This is a genomic window from Micromonospora sp. NPDC048169, assembly GCF_040652815.1.
In the GTDB taxonomy this organism is placed as follows: Bacteria; Actinomycetota; Actinomycetes; order Mycobacteriales; family Micromonosporaceae; genus Micromonospora.
Genome location: NZ_JBEZMS010000001.1, coordinates 57,788 through 84,352, shown reverse-complemented (window position 1 = coordinate 84,352; position 26,565 = coordinate 57,788). Strand labels below are relative to the sequence as shown.

Genomic DNA, 26,565 nt, shown 5'->3' with positions numbered 1-26,565 from the left:
ATGATCCCCCGCGCGCGTGCCACCGGACGGGCCCTCGGCTACAAGTTCTTCTACCGGCTTCCGGTCCCGCTGCGGCGGCGGCTGGTCCGGCTGGCCGTACCGAAGTACATCGTCGGCGCGGTCACCCTGCTGCGGGACGCGGAGGCCACCGGCGCGGGCCGTCTCCTGCTGCTGCGCCAGCCGCCGGGGTACAGCTGGACGCTGCCCGCCGGGCTGCTGCAACGCGGCGAGGCCCCGGTCGTCGGCGCCGCCCGCGAGCTGTACGAGGAGTCCGGCGTCCGCCTGTCCCCCGACGCGCTGCGCCCGGCGGTGCCGAACGCGGTGGTGCACGCCAAGGGCTGGGTCGACGTGGTCTTCGAGGCGGAGGTGCCGGCGTCGCGCACCGAGCTGAAGGTGGACGGGGCCGAGGTCATCGAGGCGGCCTTCCATCCGCTCGACGACCTGCCCCGGCTCAGCCGCGCCACCGCCAACCTGCTCGGGTACTACGGCATCGGCCCCCGCGCCGGCGAGCACCCGCCGGCCCCGTGAGCACCCCGGTCCCGTACGCGGGTGTCGCGGCCCCGGCCGTCGTGTGCGCCGTGGTGCTGGCCGCGGGCGAGGGCACCCGGCTGCGTCCGCTCACCGAGCGGGTGCCGAAGGCGCTCTGCCCGGTCGGCAACGTCCCGCTGTTGGACCGGGCGCTGGCCCGGCTGGCCGGGCTCGGCCTGACCGGCCCACGCCGGGTCGCGGTGAACGCCTGCTACCTGGGTGACCAGGTGGTCGCACGGGTGGGCGGGCGGGCGCACCTGTCCGTCGAGCCGGGCGCCCCGCTGGGCACCGCCGGTGGTGTGGGCCGGCTGCGGGACTGGATCGACGGCCGGGGCGTGCTGGTCGGCAACGCCGACGCTTACCTGGCCGATCCGCAGGCGCCACCCGGCGAGGACATCGCCGCGCTGCTGGACGGGTGGGACGGGCATGGCGTACGCCTGCTCGGCCGGCCCGCCGGCGACCCGGACGCCGTCGGGACCTTCGGCGGCCACGACTTCGTGGGTTTCTCGCTGCTGCCCTGGCGGCTGGTCCGCGACCTGCCGGCCACGTTCGGCGACCTGGTCCGGGCCGTGTGGCGGCCGGCGGAGGCAGCCGGCGAGCTGACCGTGGTGCCCTACCGGGGCACGTTCTACGACACCGGCACCCCGGCCGACTACCTGGCCGCCAACCTGCACGCGGCCGGCCCGGACGGGCTGGTCGACCCGACCGCGACGGTGACCGGCCGGGTCACCGGCTCGGTGGTCGGCGCCGGGGCGGTGGTGCACGGCGACGTGGACCGGTCGGTGGTGTGGCCGGGCGCGCGTGTCGCGGCCGGGGAACGCCTGCGCGAGGTGATCCGGGCCGGGGACGACCTGACCGTCCCGGCGGCGCGGTGAGGGTCACTGGCTCTAGCATTGGCCTCGTCGCCGACGAACGGAGAAACGTCCCGTGATCACCGCGATCGTGCTGATCGACTGCGCCACCGACTCCATCCCCGAGGTGGCCGAGGCCCTGGCCGACCTGCCCGGCGTCAGCGAGGTCTACTCGGTGGCCGGGCACGTCGACCTGATCGCCATGGTCCGGGTCCGGGAGTTCGAGCAGATCGCGCAGGTCATCGCCGGCAGCATCTCGAAGGTGCCGGGCGTGCTGAACACCGAGTCGCACATCGCGTTCCGCGCCTACTCGCAGCACGACCTGGAGTCGGCGTTCGCGATCGGGCTGGCGAACGCCGACTGACACGAGCCGGTGACCGGCCCACCCTGGCGGGGCGGACCGGTCACCGTCGACCGTGCGGTACGTCAGCTCTGGCTGGGCACCGGGGTCTCCGTGGTGCCCGGAGCGGGCGCCTCGGTCTCGGTGCCGCCCGGAGCCGGCGACTCGGTGCCACCCGGGGACGTGGTGCCGCCCGGGCTGGGCGTGCCGCTGGCGCTGGTCTGCGGCACCGGGACGCCCAGGGTCTGCGCCAGGGCCACAAGCGCGTCGTAGTGCGCCTGGAGGACCGGCAGCGCGTCCTGCGCGATCTGCACCACCGACTGTTCCGAGCCCTGCGAGATCTCGGTCTGGGTGGCCTGGATCGCCTGGACGTGACCGGCGAGCTGCGCGGTCACCCACGCCTTGTCGAACTCGGCGCCGCTGAGGTTGTTCAGCTTGTCCAGGACCTTCTGCTGGTCGGCGGTCGGATCGGCCGGCAACTGCACGTTGAGCTGCTGCGCGGTCGACTGCACCGTCTGGTCCAGCTGGGTGTGGTCCGTAACGAACATCTTGCCCAGGTCCTTGACCTGCTGGTTCTGGCCCTTCTGCTGGGCCAGGTTACCGGCGGTGATCTCGAACAGGTTGACCTGGTGCACCGCCTGCAGGTACTGCGTGTCCTGCGTCGACGGCTGTGCCGCCGCCTGCACCGCGGCGGCGGGCGCCAGCCCCACGACCACCAGCGCGGCCAGCAGGCCCAGGCGTTTGATTCCCAACATTCGTTCCTCCCCCATGAGACGTCGGACCGCACGGATACCCGGCTGACCGGGGTTATTCCTGCGATTCCACCCGTCCGTGTCGGGGGCGACGGCGGTCGGCGCACCGGCCTCCGGGCGTGCTCGGGAGGCAACCGGACGTCCGGGCCGGAAACGGCAGTGGCACCCGCCGGATGATCCGGCGGGCGCCACTGTCGGTCGTACCGGGGAGGGTCAGCGACGGCTCTCGCCGCTGCCGATCTCCTCCCGCTCCGGCCGTGCCTCGACCGGCGGGTGCCCCGGCGAGACCGGCGCCTCGGCCGGCTTCTCGATCGGGTAGAAGAAGCCCCGGATCGCCGGGCCGAGGGCACCGAGCCGGTTCATCTTCTTCGGCACCACCCAGCCGACGTAGTCCAGCGCCGGCGGGTGACCGTCGTGGCCCTCGGCCGAGGTGAGCGGCTGGTGGACCTCGACGAACCGGCCGTCGGGCAGCCGCTTGATGATGCCGGTCTCCACGCCGTGGGCCAGCACCTCCCGGTCGTGCTGCTGCAGACCCAGGCAGATCCGGTACGTGATGTAGTACGCGATCGGCGGGAGGATCAGCAGGCCGATCCGGCCGCCCCAGGTCATCGCGTTCAGGCTGATGTGGAACTTGTCCGCGATGACGTCGTTGGCGCCGGAGAGGGTCAGCACGATGTAGAAGGCGAGCGCCATGGCGCCGACGGCGGTCCGGGCCGGAACGTCCCGGGGCCGCTGGAGCAGGTTGTGGTGCTTGTAGTCCTTGAGGCGGCGTGCCTCCAGGAACGGATACATCGTGGACAGGCCGACCAGGATTCCGGGTAGCACCACCGTCGGCCAGAACAACGGTGGGATGACGTACCCGTTGCCGATCGGGATGTGGATCTCCCAGCCCGGCATGAGCCGGGTCGAGCCGTCGAGGAACATGACGTACCAGTCGGGCTGGCTGGCCGCCGAGACGACCCACGCCTCGTACGGGCCGAACAGCCAGATCGGGTTGATCTGGAACAGGCCGCCCAGCAGCGCGATCACGCCGAAGACGACCATGAAGAAGCCGCCCTGCTTGAGCGCGTAGCGCGGGAACATCCGCTCGCCGACCACGTTGTCGTTGGTCCGGCCGGGGCCGGGCCACTGGGTGTGCTTCTGCTTGAACACCAGACCCAGGTGGACGCTGATCAGCGCCACCAGCAGGCCCGGGACGAGCAGCACGTGGGCGATGAAGAAGCGGCTGATGATGATGGTGCCGGGGAACTCCCCGCCGAAGATCGACGAGCTGACCCAGGAACCGATCACCGGGATCGACAGGATGATCGCGGAGGCGATCCGCAGGCCGGTGCCGGACAGGCCGTCGTCCGGCAGCGAGTAGCCGGTGAAGCCGGCCAGGAAGCCGACCCAGAACAGCAGCGAGCCGATGATCCAGTTGGTCTCACGCGGCTTGCGGAACGCGCCGGTGAAGAAGACCCGCAGCATGTGGACCACGATCGCGGCCATGAACAGCAGGGCCGACCAGTGGTGCATCTGCCGCATGATCAGACCACCGCGGACATCGAACGAGATGTCCAGGCTGGAGGCGTAGGCGGCCGACATCGGGGTGCCCCGCAGCGGGGCGTAGCTGCCGTTGTAGATGACCTCGGTCATCGCCGGCTCGAAGAAGAACGTCAGGAAGACGCCGGTGAGCAGCAGGACGATGAACGAGAACAGCGCGATCTCGCCCAGCAGGAAGGACCAGTGGTCGGGGAAGACCTTGTTCAGCAGCTTGCGCAGGGGCGTGGCCACCTGGAAGCGGTCGTCCACCGCCCGCGCGCTCTTGGCCGGCAGCGCTGCTGCATCAAACTTTCGGCGCTTCATGGCCGCTCCCAGAAGTCGGGACCGATGGTCTCGGTGTAGTCGGACTTCGCCACGAAGAAGCCCTCCTCGTCCACCTCGATCGGCAGCTGCGGCAGCGGCCGGTTCGCCGGGCCGAAGATCGGCTTGGCGTTGTCGGTGATGAGGAACTGGGACTGGTGGCAGGGGCAGAGCAGGCGGTTGGTCTGCTGCTCGTAGAGGCTGGCCGGGCAGCCGGCGTGCGTACAGATCTTGGAGTACGCGACGTAGTTGCCCCACATGTAGTCGCCGTGGCCCTTGCGCTCGTTCGCGGCGCGCGACTTCTGCGCGTCGTCCTCCCGCAGGTGGATGAGCAGGGTGGGCGAGTCGGCGTGCAGGTTGCTCACGCCGCCGTCGATGCCCGGGAACACGGTGAGCTGGCCGCCGACGCTGACGTCGGCCGGGCGGATCGGGCGGCCGTCCTCACGGATCAGCCGGATCTTCTTGCCGCCCTCGCCCGGCTGGAAGCCGGTGGTGAACATCTGGTTGTTCTTGTGCGGCTGCTCGATCAGGCCGCCGATCAGCGGGGCCGCGGCCACCGCGCCCACCGGTGCCAGACCGGCGAGCAGCGAGATGCCGAGCAGCGGCCGGCGGCGCACGCCCATCTCGTCGGCGAGGTAGAGCATGGTCTCACCGGTGATCTTGCGACCCTCCGGGTCGTCGGCCTGGTCGTGCCGGTCCTGGATCGAGACCTCCTTGGGCAGCAGCTTCTTGCCCCAGGTCAGGATGCCGAAACCGATGCCCAGCAGGGCCAGGCCCAGCGTCAGGCCGAGCAGCGGCGTGTAGAGCTTGTCGCCGCCGCGACCCGGCTCCCACTGCCACGGCCACCAGATGTAGACCACCAGGAAGGCGGTCGCGAAGACGCCGGTCAGCAGGAACATCAGGGCGACCGTACGGGTCAGCCGGCGCTCGGCCTTGCTGCCCGGGACGACCTGCGCCTCGTAGTGGACGATCTCGATGTCGTCGCGCCGCGCGCCCTCCTGGACGATGTCGAACCGGGAGAGCCGGGGGTCGTTCACGTCGAGCGGCTCCGGGCCCTGCTGAGCCTGGTGCTCGGTGTGGGTGCTCATGCCGTCACCTCGCTACGGGTGACGCCGGGGGTCGGCGCCACAGCACTGAAAGCATTGATCCGTCCGGTCACGACTTGCCCGCGATCCACAGGCTCGCGAAGACCAGCGCGACGATGCCGACCAGGAAGATCGCCAGACCCTCGGTCGACGGGCCGTACCGGCCCAGGTTGAAACCGCCCGGGTCGCCGTCGTGCTTCAGCGTCTCCTGGATGTAGGCGATGATGTCCGCCTTCTCCTCGGGCGTGATCTGGTTGTCGCCGAACACCGGCATGTTCTGCGGGCCGCTCAGCATGGCGGCGTAGATCTGCCGGTCGCTCGCCGGGGCGAGGCTCGGGGCGTACTTGCCGGAGGACAGCGCGCCGCCGCCGCCGCCGAAGGCGTGGCACTGCGAGCAGTTGATCCGGAACAGCTCACCACCGGTGGACAGGTTGGCGCCCTCACGCAGGTCGCCGTTGGGCACCTCCGGGCCGCCACCGAGCTCCTGGATGTACTGCCCGAGCTGGCGCACCTGCTCGTCGGTGAACTGCGGGGGCTTGCGCATGGCCTGGGCCTCCTGCCGGGCCATCGGCATGCGACCGCTGCTGACCTGGAACTCCACCGAGGCCGACCCGACGCCGATCAGGCTCGGACCGCGGCCCTCGACGCCCTGGGCGTTGCGACCGTGACAGGTCACACAGCTCACGTCGAACAGCGCCTTACCCTCGTTGCCTGCGGCGGTCAACGGAGGGTTGTCCTGCGCCTGCACGCCGGGGGCGAAGACGGTGTAGGCACCGCCGGCCAGCATCAGCGCGGCGAACAGCCGGACCGCGGCGCCCAGCCGGCGGCGGCCCCTGCTGCGCGCCACGGGCCGCCCGCGCAGCCGCGCGAGCAGACCGCGTCGGCGGTCGTTGTCAGAAGTCATGACCTGTGTCCTTAACCGGTTGGACCTTGTCTCAGGGGACGGAGCAGCGGCGCGGTTCGTGACGCGCCAAGATCACTGGAGCCAGTAGATCATGGCGTAGAGCCCGATCCACACGACGTCCACGAAGTGCCAGTAGTAGGACACGACGATCGCCGAGGTCGCCTGGGCGGGGGTGAACCGGCCCATCGTGGTACGGATCATGAAGATCACGAAGGCGATGAGACCGCCGGTCACGTGCAGACCGTGGAAGCCGGTGGTGAGGTAGAACATCGACCCGTAACCGTCTTCGTTGATCTTCACACCCTCGTGCACCAGGGTCCGGTACTCGTTCAGCTGACCGAGCACGAAGATCAGACCCATCACGAAGGTGATCGTGAACCACCGGCGCAGGGCGTGGACGTCGCCGCGCTCGGCCGCGAACACGCCGATCTGGCAGGTGATCGAGGAGAGCACCAGGATCACCGTGAACGTGGTCGCGTACGGGATGTTCAGCACCTCGGTGTGCTTCTCCCACTGCTCCGGCGCCGCAGCGCGGATGGAGAAGTACATGGCGAACAGCGCCGCGAAGAACATGAGTTCGCTGGAGAGCCACACGATCGTCCCGACGCTGACCATGTTGGGTCGGGTCAGGGAGTGGATCCGGCTCTTGTCAATGGCTGGGGCCGCAGTCACGCGGTCATTATTGCCCCTGACCGGGACCGACGATCAGCGGGGTGCCAAACCCGGCCCTTTCGTGGCCCGATCGTGGTGGTCCGCTTCGCCTGACCTACCCTGAAAAGCGTGCTGAACGTCGATCAGATCCGCGCCGTCACCTCGGCTGTTCCGGCGACGCTGGCGGCGGGAGGCGAGGGCGCCCCGCCGCCGTTCACCGTGACCCGGGTGTTCACCGAGACCCGGCTGGACAGCTGGCTCACGCTGGGCATCGTCCTGGCCGCCGGCCTCTACCTCTACGGGGTGCACCGGCTGCGGCTGCGCGGCGACCGGTGGCCGGTCATCCGTACCGTGTCGTTCCTCGGCCCCGGCCTCGGCGGCATCGCGCTGGTCACGCTCACCGGACTCGGCGCGTACGACACCGCGCTGCTCTCGGTGCACATGGTCCAGCACATGGTGCTGTCCATGGTCGCGCCGATCTTCCTGGCGCTTGGCGCCCCGGTGACGCTGGCGCTGCGCACGCTGCCGGTGCGGCCCCGCAAGCGGCTGCTCGCGATCGTGCACAGCAAGGTGATCCGGGTCTACAGCTTCCCGCTTGTGGCGTTCGCCATCTTCGTGGTGAACCCGTTCGCGCTGTACTTCACCGACCTCTACGAGTTCACCCTGCGCCACGAGTGGGCGCACGAGCTGGTCCACGCGCACTTCATCGCCACCGGCTGCGTCTTCTTCTGGCCGCTGCTCGGCCTGGACCCGCTGCCCGGCCGCTGGCCGTACCCCGGTCGCGCGCTGCTCATGCTGCTCTCGGTGCCGTTCCACACGGTCCTCGGGCTGACCATCATGCAGAGCACCACGCTGTTCGGCGGCGACTGGTACCCGTCGCTCAACCTGTCCTGGTCCGACCCCTGGAACGACCAGGTGGTGGCCGGCGGCATCCTGTGGGCCGGCGGCGAGTTCGTCAGCGTCACCATGCTCGCTGTCCTGGTCGTCCAGTGGGTCAAGCAGTCCGAGCGCGAGGCCCGCCGGCTCGACCGCGAACTGGACCGCCAGGAGGCCCGCCAGCGCGCCGCGGAGGCGAGCGCCTGAGGCCCGTTCCGGGGTACGCCCCGAGCCCGGCCGGGCGGGCCGACGGCCCGGATGTGACAACGGCTACGATCAGCGGGCAGCTACGAGGTGGGAGCCACGTCACGATGAGCGATCGTCTTTGCACCGTCCTGCTCTACAGCGACGACCCGAAGGTCCGCGACCGGATGCGACTCGCCGTGGGCACCCGGCCGGCACCGGGAATCGAGATCGAGTTCGTCGAGGCCGACGACTACAACGCGTGCATCCGGCTGGTCGACGACTACGAGATCGACCTGCTCCTGCTCGACGGTGAGGCGAGCCCGGGCGGCGGCATCGGCATCGCCCGCCAGATCAAGGACGACCGAGACGACGCGCCGCCGACCTGCGTGGTGCTGGCCCGCGCCGCCGACCGCTGGCTGGCCGCGTACGCCGAGGTCGACGCCACTCTCACCCACCCGCTGGACCCGGTGGTCGCCGGCAGCACCGTGGCGGAGCTGCTGCGCCGCACCCACGCCGCGGCCTGACCCCGGCCTTCGCGCGCCACGGCGACGCGGCCGTGGCGTGCCCCAACCGCTTTCCTCACGCCGCTCGGGAGGCCCGTCATGGGCGAACGGACCTGGCCGCTTCTGCTCAACGCGCTGCTGCGCGGCGAGGAGCTCTCCACCGCCGACACGGCGTGGGCGATGGGCGAGATCATGGCCGGCTCGGCCACCCCGGCGCAGATCGCCGGGTTCGCCGTGGCGCTGCGCACCAAGGGCGAGACGCCCGCCGAGCTGGGCGGCCTGGTCGAGACCATGCTGACCCGCGCGGTGCCGGTGCACCTGCCCGAGGACGTACGCGCGAGCGCGCTGGACGTGGTCGGCACCGGCGGCGACCTCGCGCACACGGTGAACATCTCCACCATGGCGGCGCTCGTGGTCGCCGGGGCCGGGGTGCGCGTGGTCAAGCACGGCAACCGGGCCGCCTCCTCCTCCTGCGGCACCGCCGACGTGCTGGAGCAACTCGGCGTCCCCCTTGATCTGGCGCCCGAGCAGGTGGCCCGCTGCGTCACCGAGGCCGGCATCGGTTTCTGCTTCGCCGCCCGCTTCCACCCCGGCATGCGCCACACCGGCCCGGTCCGCCGCGAGATCGGCGTACCCACCGCGTTCAACTTCCTCGGCCCGCTGACCAACCCGGCGCGGCCCCGCGCGGGTGCCGTGGGCTGCTTCGACAAGCGGATGGCCCCGGTGATGGCCGCCGTCTTCGCGGCCCGTGGCGACTCCGCGATCGTGGTACGCGGCGAGGACGGCCTGGACGAGTTCAGCACCGGCGCCCCCACCCGGGTCTGGGTGGCCCAGCAGGGCACCGTCACGGAGGCCCTGCTGGACGCCGCGGAGCTCGGGGTGCCCCGGGCCACCCTGGCCGACCTGCGCGGCGGCGACGCGGTCTACAACGCCGACGTGGTACGCCGGCTGCTGGCGGGTGAGACCGGCCCGGTACGGGACGCGGTGCTGGTCAACGCGGCTGTGGCGCTGGCGACCCAGGGCCCGCTCGACGGCGATCTGCACGAGGCGCTGCGGGCCAACCTGGACCGCGCCGCCGAGGCGGTCGACTCGGGCGCCGCAGCGGCAGCGCTGGAGCGCTGGCTCGAGGTGGCGCGCGCCGCCTGACGGCGGCCTGACGCGGGTGTTGTCATACCCGCGTGCCAAACTACACGGGAGTTATTTTCCGTTTTGGACCTGCGATCCAGCCGAGCCTTTGGTCCACCGGCCGGCGGCTTCCCGCCCCGACCGGTGCCCGGAGCGAGAGGAGCCACCCGTGTCTGACCGCGAGCTGCACTGTGACACCTGCGAGGGCGTCGTGCTGTTCGAGGCGCCGCCGTGCGGCGACGGGCACGGCGCCGACTGCCCGGAGCTGATCTGCACCGGTTGCGGCGCGGCAGTGGTGATCGCCACCTTCACGTTCCGTCCGACCCGCTTGTCCAGCCGCCGCGCCCCTCGCCGGCCGTCCCACCCCAAGGCCGCCTGACCTCCACTCGCCCCCCACCCCCTCCCCTCCCCGCCACGCCCGACAGCCCCACCGTCCGCCGCTCGTGATCAAGGAGTTTGTGTCACCCACGGTCGTCCAACGGACACAAACTCCTTGATCACCGCTTACTGGCCGGCAGGTGGCGGGCGGGCACCCCCTCCGAAGCGGTGATCAAGGGGTTTGTGTCACCGGCCGCGCGTGAAAGTGCCGCAAAATCCTTGGTCAACGGGGACGGGCGGCGCGGGAGCGCACGGTGACCGACGCTCGCCGGGGGGCGCAGGGGGGTGTGGGGCCTTGGGCGGGAGTGCCGGCGGTGGGCCGTCACGGCACCCGGCGTTGGGAGCGGACTGCGGTTCCGCCCATCGGACGAGCCGCGCGGCGAAGGGAAAGCGGCAGGCCCGCCGCCCCGGTGGGGTGGCGGGCCTGCTGTGGTGCTCGGGTCAGTGCTCGGCGGTACGGCGGGTGCCCGAGTAGTACTCGAACAGGAGCCCGCAGCTGGCGAAGACGACCGCCACCAGGCCCAGTCCCAGCAGCCAGAACTGCCAGAACACCAGGCCCAGGCCGGCGATCGCGGCGGCCAGCGCCAGGCCGAACGGCCAGTAGCTACCGGGGCTGAAGAAGCCGACCTCGCCGGCGCCGTCGGCGATCTCGCCGTCCGGCCGGTCCTCGGGGCGCAGGTCGATACGGCGGGAGACGAACCAGAAGAAGCCGCCGCACATCGCGCAGAGCAGGAAGGACAGGAGCAGCGCCACAGTGCCGATCCACTCGATGTGGCCGCCGCTGTCGCCGTACGTCCAGGCGCCGTAGAGGATCGTCGCGCCGAGGAGGAACGTGGCGATGGTCAGGAAGATCTTCCACTCGGTCTTCATGCCGAACCCCTCAGCTTCCCGCGCCGGCCGACGCGTCGGACGGGTTGAAGTTGTTCACGTCGCGCCGGGTGTCGAACGGCTTCGTCTCGGTGGCGTACTCTTCCTCACCGATCTCGCCGAGCGCCTCCTGGGTCGACTTGCCGGCCTTCTTGGCCGCCAGGAACTGGTCGTACTTCTCCGGCGAGACGACCCGCAGCTCGAAGTTCATGAAGGCGTGGTAGCTGCCGCACAGCTCGGCGCAGCGGCCGACGAACGCGCCCTCCTGGTCGATGCTGGAGACCTCGAACGTGTTGCGCACGTTGCCCGGCATGACGTCACGCTTGAACAGCAGCTCCGGCACCCAGAACGAGTGGATGACGTCGCGGCTGGTCTCCTCGAAGCGGATCGAGCGCCCGCTGGGCAGCACCAGGATCGGGATGACCTCGCTGGTGCCGAGCACCGAGGCGACGGTGTTGGCCTCCGGGCCCTGGCCGTCGCGGTAGTTGAACTGCCAGTTCCACTTGAACGCGACGACCTCGACGGTGACGTCCGGGTTCCTCGACTGCTTGTTCACGTCGGTCTGCACGACCGCCGTGTAGTAGAAGAGCACGGAGACCACGAGGATCGGCGCGATGGTGTAGAGGAACTCCATCGGCAGGTTGTAGCGGGTCTGCACCGGCAGCTCGTTGCCGCGCTTGCGGTAGCGGACCACGCACCAGAAGATCAGGCCCCACACGAACACGCCGACGGCGAGCGCCGCGATGCAGGACGCGATCCACAGGTCGTACATGCGCTGCGACTCGGGCGTGATGCCGCCCTGCGGCCAGCCGAACCCGCCGAACGCCTTGCCGACGTCACAGCCGGTGAGCGAGACCAGCAGCACCGCCGCGCCGAGACCGAGCCCGGCGATTCGACCAGCACCACGCCGCCGACGCACACCGGCCCCCGGGGAAGCGCTGTCCCGTACGGCCGAGCGCCGTACCTCCGAACTCCTTGCGACCACCTGGTCCTGCCTCCCTAGCGCGCCGCGGCGGTTGTTCTCCCTGACACCGACGGCAAAGGCGTCACCGACGGTCGCAGATTACTCGACCATGACCGGCCAGGCCGTCTTGGGGTCGCTGTCCACCCCCTTCGGGGGGATCTTGGGCGTAACCGGGCGATAGCGTGGAACCTCATGAGCGCCTCCCCGGTCTACCTGGACGCCGCCACCGCGGCCCCGCTGCATCCGGTCGCGCGGCAGGCGATGCTGGCCGCCCTGGACGACGGCTGGGCCGACCCGGCCCGGCTCTACTCGGCGGCCCGCCGCGCCCGCCAGCTCCTCGACGCCGCCCGGGAGGCCGCCGCGCAGACGCTCGGCGTCCGCGCCGACGAGCTGTCCTTCACCCCCAGCGGTACGGCGGCAGCACACGCCGCGGTGCTCGGTGGCCTGGCCGGGCGGCGGCGGGCCGGCGCGACCCTGGTGCACTCTGCGATCGAGCACTCGGCGGTGCTGCACGCCGCGCAGCGGCACACCGCAGGTGGCGGCGCGGCGGTGTCCGTACCCGTGGACCGCTCTGGCCGGCTGGACCTGGACGCCTGGGCGGCGGCGGTGGCCGAGCCCGGAGTGGCCCTCGCGGCGCTGATCGGGGCCAGTCACGAGGTGGGCACTGTGCAGCCGGTGCCCGCCGCGGCAGAGCTGTGCGCGGATGCGGGCGTGCCGCTGTACGTGGACGCGGCACAGCTGGCCGGCCGGGTGCCGCTGCCGGCGGGCTGGTCGGTGCTGACCGCCAGCGCGCACAAATGGGGCGGGCCGCCCGGTGTGGGGCTGCTCGTGGTGCGCAAGGGCACCCGCTGGGAGTCGCCGTACCCGGACGACGAGCGGGAGTCGGGGCGTACCCCCGGGGTGGTGAACCTGCCGGCGGTGGTCGCGGCGGCGGCTAGCCTGCGCGCGGCGGCGGCCGACGCGGCGGCCGAGGCGGCCCGGCTGGGCCCGCTGGTGGACCGGATCCGGGCGCGGGTGGCGGCCGAGGTGCCGGACGTGGAGGTGGTCGGCGACCCGGTGGACCGGCTGCCGCACCTGGTGACGTTCTCCTGCCTGTACGTCGACGGCGAGGCGCTGCTGCACGCGCTGGACCGGCGCGGGTTCGCGGTGTCCTCCGGGTCGTCCTGCACGTCCTCGACGCTGCGCCCGTCACACGTGCTGGAGGCGATGGGGGTGCTGTCGCACGGCAACGTACGGGTGTCGCTGCACCGGGAGACCACCGAGGCGGACGTGGACCGGTTCCTGGCCGAGCTGCCCGGGATCGTGGCGGACCTGCGGGCGGAGGCCGGGGTGACGGACCTGTGAGCGCGAGGAGTGAGCCGCTCCTGCGAGCCCCGCAGTCGGGAACGGAGATGGCACTGTGAGCGCGAGGAGTGAGCCGCTCCTGCGAGCACCGCAGTCGGGAACGGAGATGGCACTGTGAGCGAGCCGGACGAGGTGCTGGACTGCCGGGGGCAGCGCTGCCCGCTGCCGGTGATCAATCTCGCCCGGCTGGTGCCCGGCCTGCCGGCCGGCGCGGTGGTGCGGGTGCTGGCCGACGACCCGGCGGCGGCCGTCGACATCCCGGCGTGGTGCCGGATGCGCGGCCACGAGTTCCTGGCGGCGCACGAGGGGCCCGCCTACGACGTCCGCGTGTAAGGAAGGGCCCCTTCTTAACGCCTCCGGTAGAGGAAGGGCCCCTTGTTAACGCACGCCGCCGGCAGTCAGCGCAGGTAGGCGAGGATGCCGGGCAGGGGGTCGGCCTCCACCGCGGTGTCGACCACCAGACGCGGGCCGATCAGCGGCTCGTACTCGGCCCGGCGGCGCAACGTCAGCTCCCAGGTGCCGTCCTCGGACGGGCGCGCCTCGACCCGGCGGCGGTGCTCCGCCTCGTCGCCGCAGTGCACCTCGATCACCCGCAGCGGCACCCCGGCCCGTTCGGCCACGTCGTGCCAGAGGCCCCGGGCACTGGCGACCGGGTTCACCGCGTCGACGACAACGCTGAACCCCAGGCCGAGCTGTACCTCGGCCAGCCCGGCGACAGCGCCGTAGGCGGCCATCCCGGGCACGTCACCGGTGAGCCCGTAGCGGTGCAGGGCGCGCTCGACCGGGTCGACCGGCAGGACCGGGGCGCGCAGCGCGGCGCCGACCCGGGCGGCCAGGGTGCTCTTTCCCACACCCGGCAGCCCGGCGAACGCGACGAGCACCGGCTGGCCGGAGCCGGGGCGGGCCGCGTTCGGGTCCAGCCCGCCGGCCGGGCCGGTCACAGCAGGTGCGGCCGGACGTCCTCGGCGGCCGCGTCCCCGTACGACTCGGCGAGTCGCTTCACGAACAGGTCCCGGCGGACCTCGTACTCCTGACCGCCGAAGTTCTCCAGCACGAGCGCGGCGAGCAGGCAGCCGACCTGGGCCGCCCGCTCCAGGCCGACGCCCCAGTCGAGCGCGGCGAAGAAGCCGGCCCGGAAACCGTCGCCGACACCTGTCGGGTCGACCGCCTGGATCTCCCGCGCGATCGGCACCCGGAACGAGCCGATCTCCCGGCCGGCGATCTCCACGCCCTGCTTGCCGAGCGTGGTGACCCGCACCTTGACCCGGTCGAGCAGCTGCTCGTCGGTCAGGCCGGCCTTGCTCTGCAGCAGCGACTTCTCGTACTCGTTCGTCATCAGGTAGTCGGCGCCCTCGACCAGGCCGAGCACGTCCGCGCCGTCCATCCGGGCGAGCTGCTGCGACGGGTCGGCGACGAAGGAGTAGCCGCGGTCCCGGCACTCGCCCGAGTGCCGGATCATCGCGGCCGGGTCGTTGGCGCTGACCAGCACCAGGTCCAGGCCGCCGAGGCGCTGCGCCACCGGAGCGAGCTCGATGTTGCGGGCCTCGCTCATCGCCCCGGCGTAGAAGGAGGCGATCTGGCACATGTCGGTGTCGGTGGTGCAGACGAAGCGTGCCGTGTGCGCGACCTCGCTGACGTGCACCGAGTCACAGTCGACGCCGTGGCGCTCCAGCCAGGAGCGGTAGTCGGCGAAGTCGGCGCCGACCGCGCCGAGCAGCACCGGGCGCAGCCCGAGCTGGGCCATGCCGAAGGCGATGTTCGCCGCGGTGCCGCCGCGCCGGAGCACCAGCTCGTCGACGAGGAAGGACAGCGAGACCTTGTCGAGCTGGTCGGCGATGAGCTGGTCGGCGAACCGGCCGGGGAAGCTCATCAGGTGGTCGGTCGCGATCGAGCCGGTCACGGCGATCTTCATGTCAGCCCTCGGGGTCGGGAGCACGGCGCGGTCAGCCTACCGGCCCCCGGGCCGTGCGGACGGCCGTCGGTCGCCAACCGGTCGATCAGCGCACATCCGAAGTCGCGCGCGGGAGGTACGACGCAGCGGCGGGCCGCCCCGTTCGGGGGCGGCCCGCCGCTGCGGTCGGTCAGTCGACTCAGCTGAAGGAGTCGCCGCAGGCGCAGGAGTTGCCCGCGTTCGGGTTGTCGATGGTGAAGCCCTGGGCGTCGATCCGGTCGGCGAAGTCGATGGTGGCGCCGGTCAGGTAGGGGGCGCTCATCCGGTCGACGACGACCTCGACACCGTCGTAGTCGGTGACGACGTCACCGTCGAGCGAGCGCTCGTCGAAGAACAGCTGGTACCGCAGGCCGGAGCAGCCACCCGGCTGCACCGCGACCCGGAGCCGCAGGTCGTCGCGGCCCTCCTGCTCGATCAGGGCCTTGACCTTCTGCGCCGCGACGTCGGTGAGGACGACGGTGCTGGGGGCCTTGGCCTCGGTCGACTCGGTCTGCGCTGGCGTGGTCACGTGGAAGTCTCCCTGCGCGGTATAGGTCCGGACGTCCTGGCCAACGCCGCACGTCCGCCAGTGATTCCCGGTGTGGTCCGTCTTTCGATCGTACGCCGCCTCCGGCGCCACCACCCGGCGGCGTGAGCAGCGGAACCGGTCAGCGGCTCCATTGCCGGGCCAGCCGGGCGCCGAGCGCGCGCAGCCCCTCGGCCGGGCGGGTCATCGCCGCGTCCACTCCCCCGTGCTCCTCGCCGCCGAAGTGCTCGACCAGGCTGTGTGCCTCGGTCACCCCGGCCGCGGCGGCCTCCCGCCGCCCGGTGCTCACCCGTCCCGCCAGCACCACGCAGGGCACGCCCCGGTCCCGGGCGGCCCCGGCCACGCCGGCCACCACCTTGCCGCGCAGCGACTGGTGGTCGAACGAGCCCTCGCCGGTGATCACCAGGTCGGCGGCGTCGAGCGCGGCGTCCAGCCTCACCGCGCGGGTGACCAGCCCGATGCCGGACTCGCACCGGCCGCCCAGCGCCAGGACCGCCGCGCCGAGACCGCCGGCCGCACCGCCGGACGGCAACGCGCCCAGCCCGGACGGGCAGCCCGGCAGCCGCTCGGTGAGCACCTGCGCCCAGCGGGTCAGCGCGGCGTCCAGCAGCAGCACGTCGGCCCGGTCGGCACCCTTCTGCGGGCCGAAGACGCTGCTCGCGCCGTGCAGCCCGAGCAGCGGGTTGTCCACGTCGGTGGCGGCGACGAGCGTCACGCCGCGCAGCCGGGGCTCGCCGTCGAGCGCGGCCACCTCGGCCAGCGCCGCGCCGCCGTACGGCAGGGCCCGGCCCGCGCCGTCCAGCGGCGTGACACCCAGCGGTACGAGCATCCCCGCGCCGCCGTCGTTGGTGGCCGAGCCGCCCAGCCCCACCACCACAGTCCGCGCGCCCGCCTCGACCGCGGCGGCGACGAGCAGCCCCAGCCCGTAGGAGGTGGTGGCCTTCGGGTCACGTTCGGCGGCGGCGAGCAGGTGCAGTCCGCACGCCTGCGCGCTCTCCAGGTACGCCGTGCCGTCGTCGGTGAGCAGGATCTCACCGGCGGCCGGGCGGCCCAGCGGGTCGACGGTGGGCACCGGCAGCCGGCGTCCGCGCAGTGCCCCGGCGAGCACGTCGACGAACCCCGGCCCTCCGTCGGCCAGCGGCCGGACCAGCAGTTCGTCGCCGGGGGCGACGTCCCGCCAGCCCTCGGCCACCGCGGCGGCCACGTCGGGGGCCGGCAGCGTGCCGGCGAACTTGTCCGGGCAGAGCAGCACGCGCATGCGCAGCAGTGTGGCAGGCCACATCCGACGCGGCTGCGGCGCGGGCGCGCTGTGCGACCATGGGGGGCGTGACTTCGACCTGGGTTGAGCCGTCCAACACCGCCACGGCGCTGCTGCTCCTCGGCCGCGGCAGCGACCCCGCCACCGAGCGTGGCGTGGAGTGTCCGGGTGATCTCCCCGCTCCGAGCGACCCCGGCCTGGTGGCCCGCGCCGCCGCCGCGAAGGCCGCGCTCGGCACCAAGGTGTTCGTCCTGGGCCACCACTACCAGCGCGACGAGGTGATCCAGTTCGCCGACGTGACAGGCGACTCGTTCAAGCTGGCCCGGGAGGCGGCGGCCCGCCCGGACGCGGAGTACATCGTCTTCTGCGGCGTGCACTTCATGGCCGAGAGCGCGGACATCCTCACCTCGGACGCGCAGAAGGTGATCCTGCCCGACCTCGCGGCCGGCTGCTCGATGGCCGACATGGCGGTGCTGTCGCAGGTCGAGGCCGCGTGGGACACGCTCACCGATCTGGGCATCGCGGCGGACACCGTCCCGGTGACGTACATGAACTCCTCGGCCGACATCAAGGGCTTCGTCGGCCGCAACGGCGGCGTGGTCTGCACCTCGTCGAACGCCAAGCGGGCCCTGGACTGGGCCTTCGAGCAGGGCCGCAAGGTGCTGTTCCTGCCCGACCAGCACCTGGGTCGCAACACCGCGGTGCTGGAGATGGGCTTCTCGCTCGACGACTGCGTGCTCTACGACCCGCACAAGCCGAACGGCGGGCTGACCCCGGAGCAGCTGCGCGACGCGAAGATGATCCTGTGGCGCGGCCACTGCTCGGTGCACGGACGGTTCACGCTCGACAGCGTCAACGACGTGCGCGAGCGGGTGCCGGGCGTGAACGTGCTGGTGCACCCGGAGTGCCGCCACGAGGTGGTGAACGCCGCCGACCTGGTCGGCTCGACCGAGTTCATCATCCGGACCATCGAGGCGGCCCCGGCCGGCTCGGCGTGGGCGGTGGGCACCGAACTGAATCTGGTCCGCCGGCTCGCGCTGGCCCACCCGGACAAGCAGATCATGTTCCTCGACCGGGCGGTCTGCTACTGCTCGACGATGAACCGCATCGACCTGCCGCATCTGGTCTGGGCACTGGAGGAGCTGGTCGCCGGTCGGGTGGTGAACCAGATCACCGTCGATCCGGCGACCGCTCGACACGCCCGGTCGGCGCTGGACCAGATGCTCGCGCTCCCGGGAGCTTGATCACCGTCGGTGACGCAGCTGGCACGGAAACGCACCTGACACCCCGGTTCGTGCCCTCGCTGGCGATGTGACCGATTCCATTTCCGTCACGGAGGGCTATGCTGCCGGGGCGACGACACACGCGGCCCGTTTTCCCATGACCGCGTTCCGGGTAGCGATGAACTTCGTGCACCCATCACTAGACACGGCAGCACCCAACGCGCTGGAGGTTGCGTTGACCGACGACGTCCTGGTCGTACACGGAGGTACTCCGCTCGAAGGGCGGATCCGCGTGCGCGGCGCGAAGAACCTGGTGTCCAAGGCGATGGTGGCCGCCCTGCTGGGCGACACACCCAGCCGGCTGTTCGACGTGCCACGCATCCGTGACGTCGAGGTCGTCCGCGGCCTGCTCGGCCTGCACGGCGTCAAGGTCAGCGACGGCGACGAGGAGGGCGAGCTCGTCTTCGACCCCTCGAACGTCGAGAGCGCCAGCACCGACCAGATCAACGTGCACGCCGGGTCCAGCCGGATCCCGATCCTGTTCTGCGGCCCGCTGCTGCACCGGCTCGGCCACGCCTTCATCCCCGACCTGGGCGGCTGCCACATCGGCCCGCGCCCGATCGACTTCCACCTCCAGGCGCTGCGTGAGTTCGGCGCCACCGTCGAGAAGACGCCGGAGGGACTGCACCTGTCCGCGCCCAACGGGCTGCACGGCACGAAGTTCTCGCTGCCGTACCCGAGCGTGGGCGCCACCGAGCAGGTGCTGCTCACCGCGGTGATGGCCGAGGGCGTCACCGAGCTGCGCAACGCGGCGGTCGAGCCGGAGATCGTCGACCTCATCTGCGTGCTGCAGAAGATGGGCGCGATCATCAAGGTGCACACCGACCGGGTGATCGAGATCCAGGGCGTCAAGAAGCTGCACGGCTACACCCACCGGCCGATCCCGGACCGGATCGAGGCGGCGAGCTGGGCGGCGGCGGCGCTGGCCACCCGCGGCCACGTCGAGGTGCTGGGCGCCCAGCAGGCCGACATGATGACCTTCCTGAACATCTTCCGGTCGGTCGGCGGCGAGTACGAGGTCACCGACCTGCGCCCGCCGCGCGGCGGCAGCCCCGGCCAGGAGGGCGGCATCCGGTTCTGGCACCCGGGCGGCGAGCTGAACGCGGTGGCGCTGGAGACCGACGTGCACCCGGGTTTCATGACCGACTGGCAGCAGCCGCTGGTGGTCGCGCTCACCCAGGCCCGTGGCCTGTCGATCGTCCACGAGACGGTCTACGAACAGCGGCTCGGCTACACCGAGGCGCTGAACACGATGGGCGCCAACATCCAGGTCTACCGGGACTGCCTCGGCGGCACCCCGTGCCGCTTCGGCCGGCGCAACTTCAAGCACTCCGCGGTGATCGCCGGGCCGAGCAAGCTGCACGCGGCCGACCTGGTCATCCCGGACCTGCGGGCCGGTTTCAGCCACCTGATCGCGGCGCTGGCCGCCGAGGGCACCTCCCGGGTGTACGGCGTGGACCTGATCAACCGGGGCTACGAGGACTTCGAGGCCAAACTGGCCGACCTCGGCGCGCACGTCGAGCGTCCCTGACCGTCCCGCCCGCCCGACCCGGCCGCGTCCGGTGCACCCGTGATGTGCACCTGGCGCGGCCGGTTGGCTACCCTTGCCGCGTGCCGTCGCTGTTTCGCCGCAAGTCCGCCGACCTCGTCGAGGATTCCGTCACCACTGTGACGGCCGACGAGGAGTCCGCCGCCGCCCGCCCCCGGGGCTACACGCCCAGCAAGAAGGAGCTCGGGCAGGTCACGCCGAAGCGTCCGGTCGCCGGCCGCCGGCCGACCGCGCCGGCCAAGCCGCTGACCAAGGAGGAGGCCCGCGCGCAGCGTCGCGCCGCCCGCGCCGAGGCGGCGGCCGAGTTCCGCCGCGAGGGCGGCCCGCGTGACAGGGGCCCGGAGCGGCTGCTGGCCCGCAACGTGGTCGACTCCCGGCGCACGATCGGCACATGGTTCTTCGGCGGCGCGCTGATCGTGCTGTTCGGCTCCAACCAGGCCATGCCGCCGATCGTGCGGCTGCTGTCGAACGTGCTCTGGGGCGCGCTGGCCCTCGGCGTGCTGATCGACTCGGTGCTGATCTCCCGGAAGATCAAGCGGCTGGTCCGCGAGCGCTTCCCCAAGAGCACCGAGAAGCTCGGCTCGCTCTACTTCTACGCGATCATGCGGTCGATCACGTTCCGCCGGATGCGTGCGCCCGCACCCCGGGTGAACATCGGCGACAAGGTCTGACCGACCCCGGACCGGCCCTTTCCCGCCCCGGCGGGGAGGGGCCGTCGTCGTTGTCAGGCCACCCCGAGCAGGCGCAACACCCCGGTGGTGGCCGCCGCCGCGACCACGACCAGCACGAACGGGGCCCGGCGCCAGGCGAGCAGCAGGCCGACGAGCACTCCGGCGGGCCGGGCGTAGCCGGCGAAGCCGCCGGCCTCGGTGAGCGCCGCGGTGGCGGCGAGCGCGGCCAGCAGCGTCGCGGCGCCGACCGGCAGCAGGTGGCGGGCCCATTCGGGCAGGTCCAGCCGGTCCCGCAGCAGCACACCGGCGACCCGGAAACCGTAGGTGCCGGCGGCCAGCGCGAGGATCACCGCGATCAGCACGAGACCTCCCACGCCCGCACGCTCCGGCCGTCAGCCGCCTCGCCGGCGGTCCCGTCCGGGGCGGCGTCCCGGTCGGACGGCACGGCATCCGCGTCCAGCAGCGCGGCATCCGCGCCGGGCCGTGCGGCATCCGCGCCGGGCCGTGCGGCGTTCGCGCCGGGCGGTGCGGCATCCGCGTCGTCCGCCGCGGCGGGTGAGCGGCGGCGGGCCAGCAGCGGCAGGGCCAGCGCGGCGAGCGCGAGCAGCACCGGCAGCCCGGCCGGCAGCAGCGGGGTCGCCAGCACGGCGAGTACGGCGCCGAGAATCGCCACCCGGCGGGTCTCCCGGTCGCGCAGGCTGGGCAGCAGCAGGGCGGCCAGTCCGGCCGGGAACGCGGCGTCGAGTCCCAGGGCGGCCGGGTCGCCGGCCGCGCCACCGGCGAGCACGCCGAGCGCGGTGCCGGCGTTCCAGGCGAGGAACAGCAGCACCCCGGCGAGCCAGAACGCCCGGCGCCGCTGCGGCCCGGCCGGACGGGCCAGCGCGAACGCCGTCGCCTCGTCGGTCATCAGGTGGCTGCCGAGCAGCCGCTGCGTCCGCCGGGTGCCCAGCGCGCCGCCGAGAGCCAGGCCGAACGGCAGGTGCCGGGCGTTCAGGAGCAGGCCGGCGAGGACGGCCGCGAGCGGGCTGCCGGCCGCGACGAGCCCGACGGCCATGAACTGGGCGCCCCCGGCGTAGACCAGCACCGACATGGCCAGCGTGGCCCAGACCGGCAGGCCGGCGGCCACCGCCATGGCACCGAACGACGCGCCGACGGCGAGCATCGCCGCGCCGATGGCGGCGACGTCGCGGAGCACCCGGGCGTCGCCCGTTCGGTATGCCGTACGCATGTCCATTATCCTGAACGGGAACACGCTTGTTCGTCAAACCGAACAAACCGACCGATGGAGCGAACACATGGCGATAGACCCCGCTCCCCCGCTCGCCACCATCGCCGCCGCGCTGCGCCGCGAGCGCGAGCGGGCGGGCCTGTCGCTGACCGAGCTGGCCCGCCGCGCCGGGATCGCCAAGTCCACCCTGTCCCAGTTGGAGTCCGGCGCCGGCAACCCCAGCGTGGAGACGCTCTGGGCGCTCGGCGTCGCGCTGGACGTACCGTTCAGCCGCCTGGTCGAACCGCCCACCGCCGCCGTCCGGGTGGTACGCGCCGGGCAGGGGCCCCGGATCCGGTCCGAGCACGCTGACTTCTCGGCCACCCTGCTCGCCGCCGGAGCGCCGCACGCCCGGCGCGACGTCTACGTGATGGAGCTAGAACCCGGCGCGGTACGGATCGCCGAGGCGCACACCCCGCGCAGCGTCGAGCACGTCGTGGTCGCCGCCGGCCGGATGCGCGTCGGCCCGGAGGCCGACCCGGTCGAGCTGGGACCCGGCGACTACGCCGCCTTCCCCGGTGACATCCCGCACCGGTACGAGGCGCTGGCCCCCGGTACCTTCGCCGTACTCGTCATGGAGCACCCGTGACCGCTGACGTCTCGGCCGGCGCCCGGTAGAGCCGCGTCACCACCTCCTCGATGTCCGGCTCCACGATCGAGATGTCCCGCAGCGTGGTCAGGCCGGCCAGCCCGGCCACCACCTCGGCGACGCTCGCCCGCTCCAGCGCGAAGACCAGCCGCCGCCCGTCCGCCTCCACCCGCTGCACCGGGGCGCCGGGCAGCACCGGCGGCTCGGGCAGCGCCGCGTCCAGCTCGGCGACCACCATCCGGCGCGAGCCGTACCGGCGGTGCAGCTCGGCGATCGACCCGTCGTGCACCACCCGACCGTGGTCGATCACCACGAGCCGCCGGCACAGCCGCTCGATGTCGGCCAGGTCGTGCGTGGTGAGCACGAGCGTGGTGTCCCCGGCCCGGCCCAGCTCGGCCAGGAAGCCGCGTACCGCCTGCTTGCTGACCACGTCCAGGCCGATCGTCGGCTCGTCCAGGAACAGCACCTCCGGGCCGTGCAGCAGCGCCGCGGTCAGCTCGCCGCGCATCCGCTGACCCAGCGAGAGCTGCCGGACCGGAGTGTCCAGGAACCCGTCCAGGTCGAGCAGTTCCCGGCAGCGCGCCAGCCGGGCCGCGTGCTCGCCGGCCGGCACCCGGTAGACGTGCCGCAGCAGGTCGAACGAGTCCCGCAGCGGCAGGTCCCACCAGAGCTGCGAGCGCTGCCCGAACACCACACCGATGCGCAGCGCCAGCCGGGTCCGGTCGGCCACCGGGCGCAGCCCGCACACCCGGGCCCGCCCCGCCGACGGTGTCAGCACGCCGGTGAGCATCTTCAGCGTGGTCGACTTCCCGGCGCCGTTCGGGCCGATGTAGCCGAGCATCTCGCCGCGCTCCACCCGCAGGTCGACCCCGTCGACGGCGGTCACCGTCCGCTTCTCGCGCCGCAGCGGCCCGGCCTTCACCCGGACCGTGAACTCCTTGCGCAGACCGTCCATCTCGATGACGCTCATGACCCCGTACTCCGGTAGTGACGGACCCCGACGCGCCAGGCCAGGGCGGCCAGCGCCGCGGCGACCACCGCGACGCCCGGCGCGGCCCAGCCCGTCCAGGGCGGCAGGCCGAGCGGGTCGGCGCGGCCCAGCAGCGCCAGCGCCGGGTGGTAGCTGACGAAGGCGAACCCCAATCCGTACGCGAACAGCGCGCGGAACCACCCGCCGTACACGGTGACCGGGTACGAGGTGAAGTCGCGCCCGCCGTAGGTGACAGCGTTCGCCAGCTCACCCGAGTCGACCCAGTAGAACGACACGGTCGCGGTCAGCACGAAGACCGACCCGAAGAAGACCACGGCGGCCAGCGGGGCGACCACCGCCAGCGCGACCCGCCCCGGCGTCCAGTCGATGCCGGCCGAGGCGAGCGCGAACAGCAGCACGGCGAGCCCGAACACGGCCCGGGACAGCTTGCGCAGCGGCAGGTCCATCAGCAGCAGTTGCGGCAGCGCCCCGAGCGGGCGTACCAGCACGGCGTCGAAGAGGCCGGTGCGCACGTACCGGGGAAGCCGTTCGATGTTGCCGACCAGCAGATCGGCGGTGGCGAAGCCGCACGACGACAGGCCGACCACGACGAGCGTCTCGCGCAGCGTGAAGCCGCCCAGCTCCCGCGTCACGCCGAAGATCACCAGGACGGTGACCACGTCGAACACGGTGGCGCCCACGTTGCCGACCAGGTCCACCACGAACGAGGTGCGGTACGACGCCTGCGACCGCGCCTGCGCACCGAGCAGCGCCCGGTACGCCCTCAGTTCAGCCAGGTCAGCCACCCTGGGCGCGCTGCCGCGCTCAGCCACCCTGGACCACCAGACGGCGTTCGGCGCGGCGCTGCACCAGCCGGCACAGCGCCAGCAGCAGCACCGCCCAGCCGGCCTGCACCGCGACCAGGGTGAGACCGGTGGCCATCGGCTCCCGCTCGACCAGCACGTCCAGCGGCACCTGGAGGATGCTGGGGAACGGCGTGGCGTACCGCAGGACCGTCTCCAGCGGGCCCGGCAGGAAGCCGAGCGGGAAGTAGAGCCCGGCCAGCACACCGGAGCCGAGCGTCCACAGGATCATCGGGCCCCGGACGTCCTGCAGCCAGTACGCGGTGGCGTTCACCAGGTAGCGGCAACCGAAGCAGACCACCACCGCGAGCAGCGCGGAGAGCAGGAACAGCGGCACCGTGGCCCAGTGCCGGGGCACGTACACGGCGAAGAAGAACGGGCCGACCACCAGCGGCGGCACCATCCGGACCAGCGACGCGAACCCGGCCCGGCCCAGGTCGGTGGCGAGGTAGCTGGTCACCGGGTGCACCGGCCGCAGCAGGTCGGCGGCCACCTCACCGGTACGGATCCGGTCGGCCAGATCGGTCCAGCCCCAGATGGCGATCACCGCGAGCAGTCCCTGACCGGCCCAGACGAACGTGGCGAGCTGCGCCCGGTCGTAGCCGGCCACGGTGCCCGCCGCGCCGGTGGCGGCGAGGAAGATGTAGCAGCGCAGGAAGCCGAACACGGTGTTCGTGCACAACCCCGCCACGGCCGCCTGACGGTAGGTCGCGTGCCGCCGGAACCCGGCCGCCGCGATCGCGCCGAATGTCCGAAACCATGGGGTAACGTGTGCGCCGGTGGGTGGTGCCACAGTGGCGGTGACCGAGCCCACGCCGTTACCCTCCTTCCGCAGCCACGACGTGCTGGACCGGGCGACTGTACCGGCATGTCCGGGCCCCAGCGCGAGAATTTCCAATGAGGTGACACCGCCGTGAGCGAGCGACGCGAGCCGGCCCCGGGGCCGTCCCGCGCGAGCGGCGGGAGGGGTTGCCGATGAGCGGCTGGGGCAGCTGGCGCGAGCCGGCCGAACCGGCCTGGGCCGCCGAGCCCACCCACGAATGGCAGCCGCAGTTCCCCGGGCAGCGCTACCCGGGTGACATCGGCATCGAGAACCTGACGCCGCGCCCCCGCGCCGTGGTCGGCCGGGCCGAGGTACGCCCGGTCAATCCCGCCGCCGACCCGGTCAGCCCGGCCGCTCCCCGTGACGCGTACCCGGTCAGCCCGGCCGGTCCACACGGCCCCTACCCGGTCAGCCCGGCTGCGCCGCACGACTCGTATCCCGTCAGCCCGGCCGGCCCGCACGGTACGCACCCGGTCAACCCGGCCGGGCCGCACGGCACGCATCCGGTCAGCCCGGCCGGTCCGCGCCGGGCCGATCCGGTCAGTCCGGCCGGCGCACATGGGCCATACCCCGTCAGTCCGGCCGGCGTTCACGGCACGTACCCCGTCAGTCCGGCCGATCCGTACGGCACGTACCCGACGAGTCCGGCGGGCCCGCGCGGGGCCGAGTCGAACGGTCCGGCGGCTTCCCGCGGGGCGTACCCGGCGGGTCGCGGCGGGTACGCACCGGACGACCGGCGTGGGCACCCGGACGGACCCGGCGCGGACGGACGGCGGCCCTGGCCGGAGGACCGGCATCGACCCGGACCGCCGGTGCCGCCCGAGCGTCTCGACCAACGCTGGACGCGCCCCGACGCCGCGCCGCGCCGGCCGTCCCAGCAAGGCTGGATGCCGGAGCCGAACGAGTTCCCGCACGCCGCCGAGCGCCGGGCCGATCGCCCGCACCCGGCCGACGGCCGGCCGGCCGCGTCGGGACAGCGGTGGGGTGCCGCGCCCGACGCGCGGCAGCCCGACCACTCCCCCACCGGGCGTCGCGAGTCTCCGTCCGACGGACGCCGTGGCGTCTTCCCGGACGACCGCCGGGAATCCCCGTCGGACGGACGGCGTGACCACGGCACCGGGCGCTCCGTCGACCGGCGCGACGGCACTGTGACTCCGCCGGTGCGGGACGCGGCGGGATGGGCCGGACCGGCGCGCGACGGCTGGCGTGAACCGCACCGTGACGGCCGGCGCGAGCCGGACCGGCGCCCTCCGGCGGACGGGCATGAGCCGGTGGACCGGCGGGAGCCGGTGGACCGGCGGGAGCCGGTGGACGGCCGCGCGCCGGGCCGGGAGGCTGCCGCGTACTCCGAGGCCCAGCGTCGCGCGCCGGAGAACGGCCGGGCGCAGACCGAGCCCGACCGCTACGGCGCCTCGCGTCCCGCTGCCGACCAGCGGTGGCACGATCAGCGTCAACCGGCCGACCGCCCCCGCCCGCACCAGGGCGAGTGGCCGATCGTCGGGCCACGTTCCCGCCCGGAGGCGGATCCACGGCAGCCGGACGAACGCCGGCGCCCGACCACGGACCGGCCGGCGGCGCAGCGGTACCCGATGCCGCCGTCCGAAGCCGCCCGCGCCGAC

29 protein-coding genes are annotated in these 26,565 nt (G+C 72.8%); 13 read left to right on the top strand and 16 right to left on the bottom strand.

Going from position 1 to position 26,565, the window contains the following annotated elements; genetic code table 11:
* From AB0D28_RS00375 to AB0D28_RS00365, 3 genes are read left to right on the top strand one after another with little or no spacing between them, the layout of a single operon-like run.
* Complete coding sequence (locus AB0D28_RS00375; RefSeq protein ID WP_357380631.1) at nt 1–528, top strand: NUDIX domain-containing protein; 528 nt, start codon at nt 1–3, stop codon at nt 526–528.
* Nucleotides 525–1,403 (top strand): sugar phosphate nucleotidyltransferase, encoded by an 879-nt coding sequence (locus tag AB0D28_RS00370; protein WP_357380629.1) that lies wholly within the window; start codon nt 525–527, stop codon nt 1,401–1,403. Before AB0D28_RS00375 ends, AB0D28_RS00370 begins: the two co-directional genes overlap by 4 nt.
* Before the next feature lie 52 nt (nt 1,404–1,455).
* Nucleotides 1,456–1,743 (top strand): Lrp/AsnC ligand binding domain-containing protein, encoded by a 288-nt coding sequence (locus AB0D28_RS00365; RefSeq protein ID WP_354869952.1) that lies wholly within the window; start codon nt 1,456–1,458, stop codon nt 1,741–1,743.
* A 62-nt stretch (nt 1,744–1,805) separates the two neighbouring features.
* On the opposite strand, the gene AB0D28_RS00360 is transcribed toward AB0D28_RS00365, so the two are convergent.
* The 5 genes from AB0D28_RS00360 to AB0D28_RS00340 all read right to left on the bottom strand — a co-directional run bounded on the left by AB0D28_RS00360 (nt 1,806) and on the right by AB0D28_RS00340 (nt 6,974).
* Nucleotides 1,806–2,474 carry a DUF4142 domain-containing protein gene (locus AB0D28_RS00360; RefSeq protein ID WP_357380627.1) on the bottom strand — a complete coding sequence of 223 codons (669 nt, stop codon included), beginning with the start codon at nt 2,472–2,474 and terminating at the stop codon, nt 1,806–1,808.
* A 210-nt stretch (nt 2,475–2,684) separates the two neighbouring features.
* On the bottom strand, nt 2,685–4,316 hold the full coding sequence (locus AB0D28_RS00355; protein WP_357380625.1) for a cytochrome b N-terminal domain-containing protein: 1,632 nt from the start codon (nt 4,314–4,316) through the stop codon (nt 2,685–2,687).
* A complete protein-coding gene (locus AB0D28_RS00350; RefSeq protein WP_357380623.1) occupies nt 4,313–5,401 on the bottom strand; it encodes a Rieske 2Fe-2S domain-containing protein in 1,089 nt (362 codons plus the stop codon). Before AB0D28_RS00350 ends, AB0D28_RS00355 begins: the two co-directional genes overlap by 4 nt.
* Before the next feature lie 67 nt (nt 5,402–5,468).
* Complete coding sequence (locus tag AB0D28_RS00345; protein WP_269704829.1) at nt 5,469–6,302, bottom strand: cytochrome c; 834 nt, start codon at nt 6,300–6,302, stop codon at nt 5,469–5,471.
* Nucleotides 6,303–6,374: 72 nt separating this feature from the next.
* Complete coding sequence (locus AB0D28_RS00340) at nt 6,375–6,974, bottom strand: heme-copper oxidase subunit III (RefSeq protein ID WP_013287694.1); 600 nt, start codon at nt 6,972–6,974, stop codon at nt 6,375–6,377.
* 126 nt (nt 6,975–7,100) lie between these two features.
* Here AB0D28_RS00340 and AB0D28_RS00335 point away from each other — a divergent pair, with 126 nt between their 5' ends.
* The 4 genes from AB0D28_RS00335 to AB0D28_RS00320 all read left to right on the top strand — a co-directional run bounded on the left by AB0D28_RS00335 (nt 7,101) and on the right by AB0D28_RS00320 (nt 10,022).
* A complete protein-coding gene (locus AB0D28_RS00335) occupies nt 7,101–8,036 on the top strand; it encodes a cytochrome c oxidase assembly protein (protein WP_357381154.1) in 936 nt (311 codons plus the stop codon).
* A gap of 104 nt (nt 8,037–8,140) precedes the next feature.
* Nucleotides 8,141–8,539 (top strand): hypothetical protein, encoded by a 399-nt coding sequence (locus AB0D28_RS00330; protein WP_357380620.1) that lies wholly within the window; start codon nt 8,141–8,143, stop codon nt 8,537–8,539.
* Between the two features lie 78 nt (nt 8,540–8,617).
* Nucleotides 8,618–9,664, top strand: coding sequence for an anthranilate phosphoribosyltransferase (gene trpD, locus AB0D28_RS00325; protein ID WP_357380618.1), 1,047 nt, complete (start codon nt 8,618–8,620; stop codon nt 9,662–9,664).
* Nucleotides 9,665–9,812: 148 nt separating this feature from the next.
* Nucleotides 9,813–10,022 (top strand): hypothetical protein, encoded by a 210-nt coding sequence (locus tag AB0D28_RS00320; protein ID WP_357380616.1) that lies wholly within the window; start codon nt 9,813–9,815, stop codon nt 10,020–10,022.
* 440 nt (nt 10,023–10,462) lie between these two features.
* On the opposite strand, the gene AB0D28_RS00315 is transcribed toward AB0D28_RS00320, so the two are convergent.
* The gene (locus AB0D28_RS00315) at nt 10,463–10,891 is read right to left on the bottom strand and encodes a cytochrome c oxidase subunit 4 (protein WP_357380614.1); all 429 of its coding nucleotides are present in this window, start codon (nt 10,889–10,891) and stop codon (nt 10,463–10,465) included.
* Nucleotides 10,892–10,901: 10 nt separating this feature from the next.
* Complete coding sequence (gene coxB / locus AB0D28_RS00310) at nt 10,902–11,873, bottom strand: cytochrome c oxidase subunit II (RefSeq protein ID WP_357380612.1); 972 nt, start codon at nt 11,871–11,873, stop codon at nt 10,902–10,904.
* Nucleotides 11,874–12,044: 171 nt separating this feature from the next.
* Here coxB and AB0D28_RS00305 point away from each other — a divergent pair, with 171 nt between their 5' ends.
* Entirely contained in the window at nt 12,045–13,196 is a 1,152-nt protein-coding gene (locus tag AB0D28_RS00305; protein ID WP_357380610.1) for an aminotransferase class V-fold PLP-dependent enzyme, read from the top strand.
* Between the two features lie 114 nt (nt 13,197–13,310).
* On the top strand, nt 13,311–13,529 hold the full coding sequence (locus AB0D28_RS00300; RefSeq protein WP_073831489.1) for a sulfurtransferase TusA family protein: 219 nt from the start codon (nt 13,311–13,313) through the stop codon (nt 13,527–13,529).
* 65 nt (nt 13,530–13,594) lie between these two features.
* On the opposite strand, the gene AB0D28_RS00295 is transcribed toward AB0D28_RS00300, so the two are convergent.
* From AB0D28_RS00295 to AB0D28_RS00280, 4 genes are all read right to left on the bottom strand, one after another.
* A complete protein-coding gene (locus AB0D28_RS00295) occupies nt 13,595–14,137 on the bottom strand; it encodes an ATP-binding protein (protein ID WP_357380608.1) in 543 nt (180 codons plus the stop codon).
* Nucleotides 14,134–15,108 (bottom strand): carbohydrate kinase family protein, encoded by a 975-nt coding sequence (locus AB0D28_RS00290; RefSeq protein WP_357380605.1) that lies wholly within the window; start codon nt 15,106–15,108, stop codon nt 14,134–14,136. The genes AB0D28_RS00295 and AB0D28_RS00290 overlap by 4 nt, the downstream gene beginning before the upstream one ends.
* Before the next feature lie 178 nt (nt 15,109–15,286).
* Complete coding sequence (erpA, locus tag AB0D28_RS00285) at nt 15,287–15,655, bottom strand: iron-sulfur cluster insertion protein ErpA (protein ID WP_269704820.1); 369 nt, start codon at nt 15,653–15,655, stop codon at nt 15,287–15,289.
* A 139-nt stretch (nt 15,656–15,794) separates the two neighbouring features.
* Nucleotides 15,795–16,955, bottom strand: a complete 1,161-nt coding sequence (locus AB0D28_RS00280) for a glycerate kinase (protein ID WP_357380603.1) — start codon at nt 16,953–16,955, stop codon at nt 15,795–15,797.
* 44 nt (nt 16,956–16,999) lie between these two features.
* Here AB0D28_RS00280 and nadA point away from each other — a divergent pair, with 44 nt between their 5' ends.
* The 3 genes from nadA (at nt 17,000) to AB0D28_RS00265 (ending at nt 20,434) form a co-directional block, all read left to right on the top strand.
* A complete protein-coding gene (nadA, locus tag AB0D28_RS00275) occupies nt 17,000–18,175 on the top strand; it encodes a quinolinate synthase NadA (RefSeq protein ID WP_357380601.1) in 1,176 nt (391 codons plus the stop codon).
* 214 nt (nt 18,176–18,389) lie between these two features.
* Nucleotides 18,390–19,745, top strand: coding sequence for a UDP-N-acetylglucosamine 1-carboxyvinyltransferase (murA, locus tag AB0D28_RS00270; RefSeq protein ID WP_357380599.1), 1,356 nt, complete (start codon nt 18,390–18,392; stop codon nt 19,743–19,745).
* A gap of 80 nt (nt 19,746–19,825) precedes the next feature.
* The gene (locus AB0D28_RS00265; RefSeq protein ID WP_357380596.1) at nt 19,826–20,434 is read left to right on the top strand and encodes a DUF3043 domain-containing protein; all 609 of its coding nucleotides are present in this window, start codon (nt 19,826–19,828) and stop codon (nt 20,432–20,434) included.
* 53 nt (nt 20,435–20,487) lie between these two features.
* Here the strand turns inward: AB0D28_RS00265 and AB0D28_RS00260 are convergent, their stop codons facing one another.
* Both AB0D28_RS00260 and AB0D28_RS00255 read right to left on the bottom strand, forming a co-directional pair.
* Nucleotides 20,488–20,796, bottom strand: a complete 309-nt coding sequence (locus AB0D28_RS00260) for an AzlD domain-containing protein (protein ID WP_357381152.1) — start codon at nt 20,794–20,796, stop codon at nt 20,488–20,490.
* A complete protein-coding gene (locus tag AB0D28_RS00255; protein ID WP_357380594.1) occupies nt 20,790–21,662 on the bottom strand; it encodes an AzlC family ABC transporter permease in 873 nt (290 codons plus the stop codon). Before AB0D28_RS00255 ends, AB0D28_RS00260 begins: the two co-directional genes overlap by 7 nt.
* A 67-nt stretch (nt 21,663–21,729) precedes the next feature.
* On the opposite strand from AB0D28_RS00255, the gene AB0D28_RS00250 reads away from it, so the two are divergent.
* Nucleotides 21,730–22,290, top strand: coding sequence for an XRE family transcriptional regulator (locus tag AB0D28_RS00250; RefSeq protein ID WP_357380592.1), 561 nt, complete (start codon nt 21,730–21,732; stop codon nt 22,288–22,290).
* Here the strand turns inward: AB0D28_RS00250 and AB0D28_RS00245 are convergent.
* The 3 genes from AB0D28_RS00245 to AB0D28_RS00235 are packed head-to-tail and all read right to left on the bottom strand — an operon-like array spanning nt 22,274 to nt 24,937.
* A complete protein-coding gene (locus AB0D28_RS00245; RefSeq protein WP_357380590.1) occupies nt 22,274–23,260 on the bottom strand; it encodes an ATP-binding cassette domain-containing protein in 987 nt (328 codons plus the stop codon). The two genes, AB0D28_RS00250 and AB0D28_RS00245, sit on opposite strands and share 17 nt — an antisense overlap.
* Nucleotides 23,257–24,057, bottom strand: a complete 801-nt coding sequence (locus AB0D28_RS00240) for an ABC-2 family transporter protein (RefSeq protein WP_357381150.1) — start codon at nt 24,055–24,057, stop codon at nt 23,257–23,259. Before AB0D28_RS00240 ends, AB0D28_RS00245 begins: the two co-directional genes overlap by 4 nt.
* A gap of 28 nt (nt 24,058–24,085) precedes the next feature.
* A complete protein-coding gene (locus AB0D28_RS00235) occupies nt 24,086–24,937 on the bottom strand; it encodes an ABC-2 family transporter protein (protein WP_357380588.1) in 852 nt (283 codons plus the stop codon).
* Between the last annotated feature and the right edge of the window lie 1,628 nt (nt 24,938–26,565).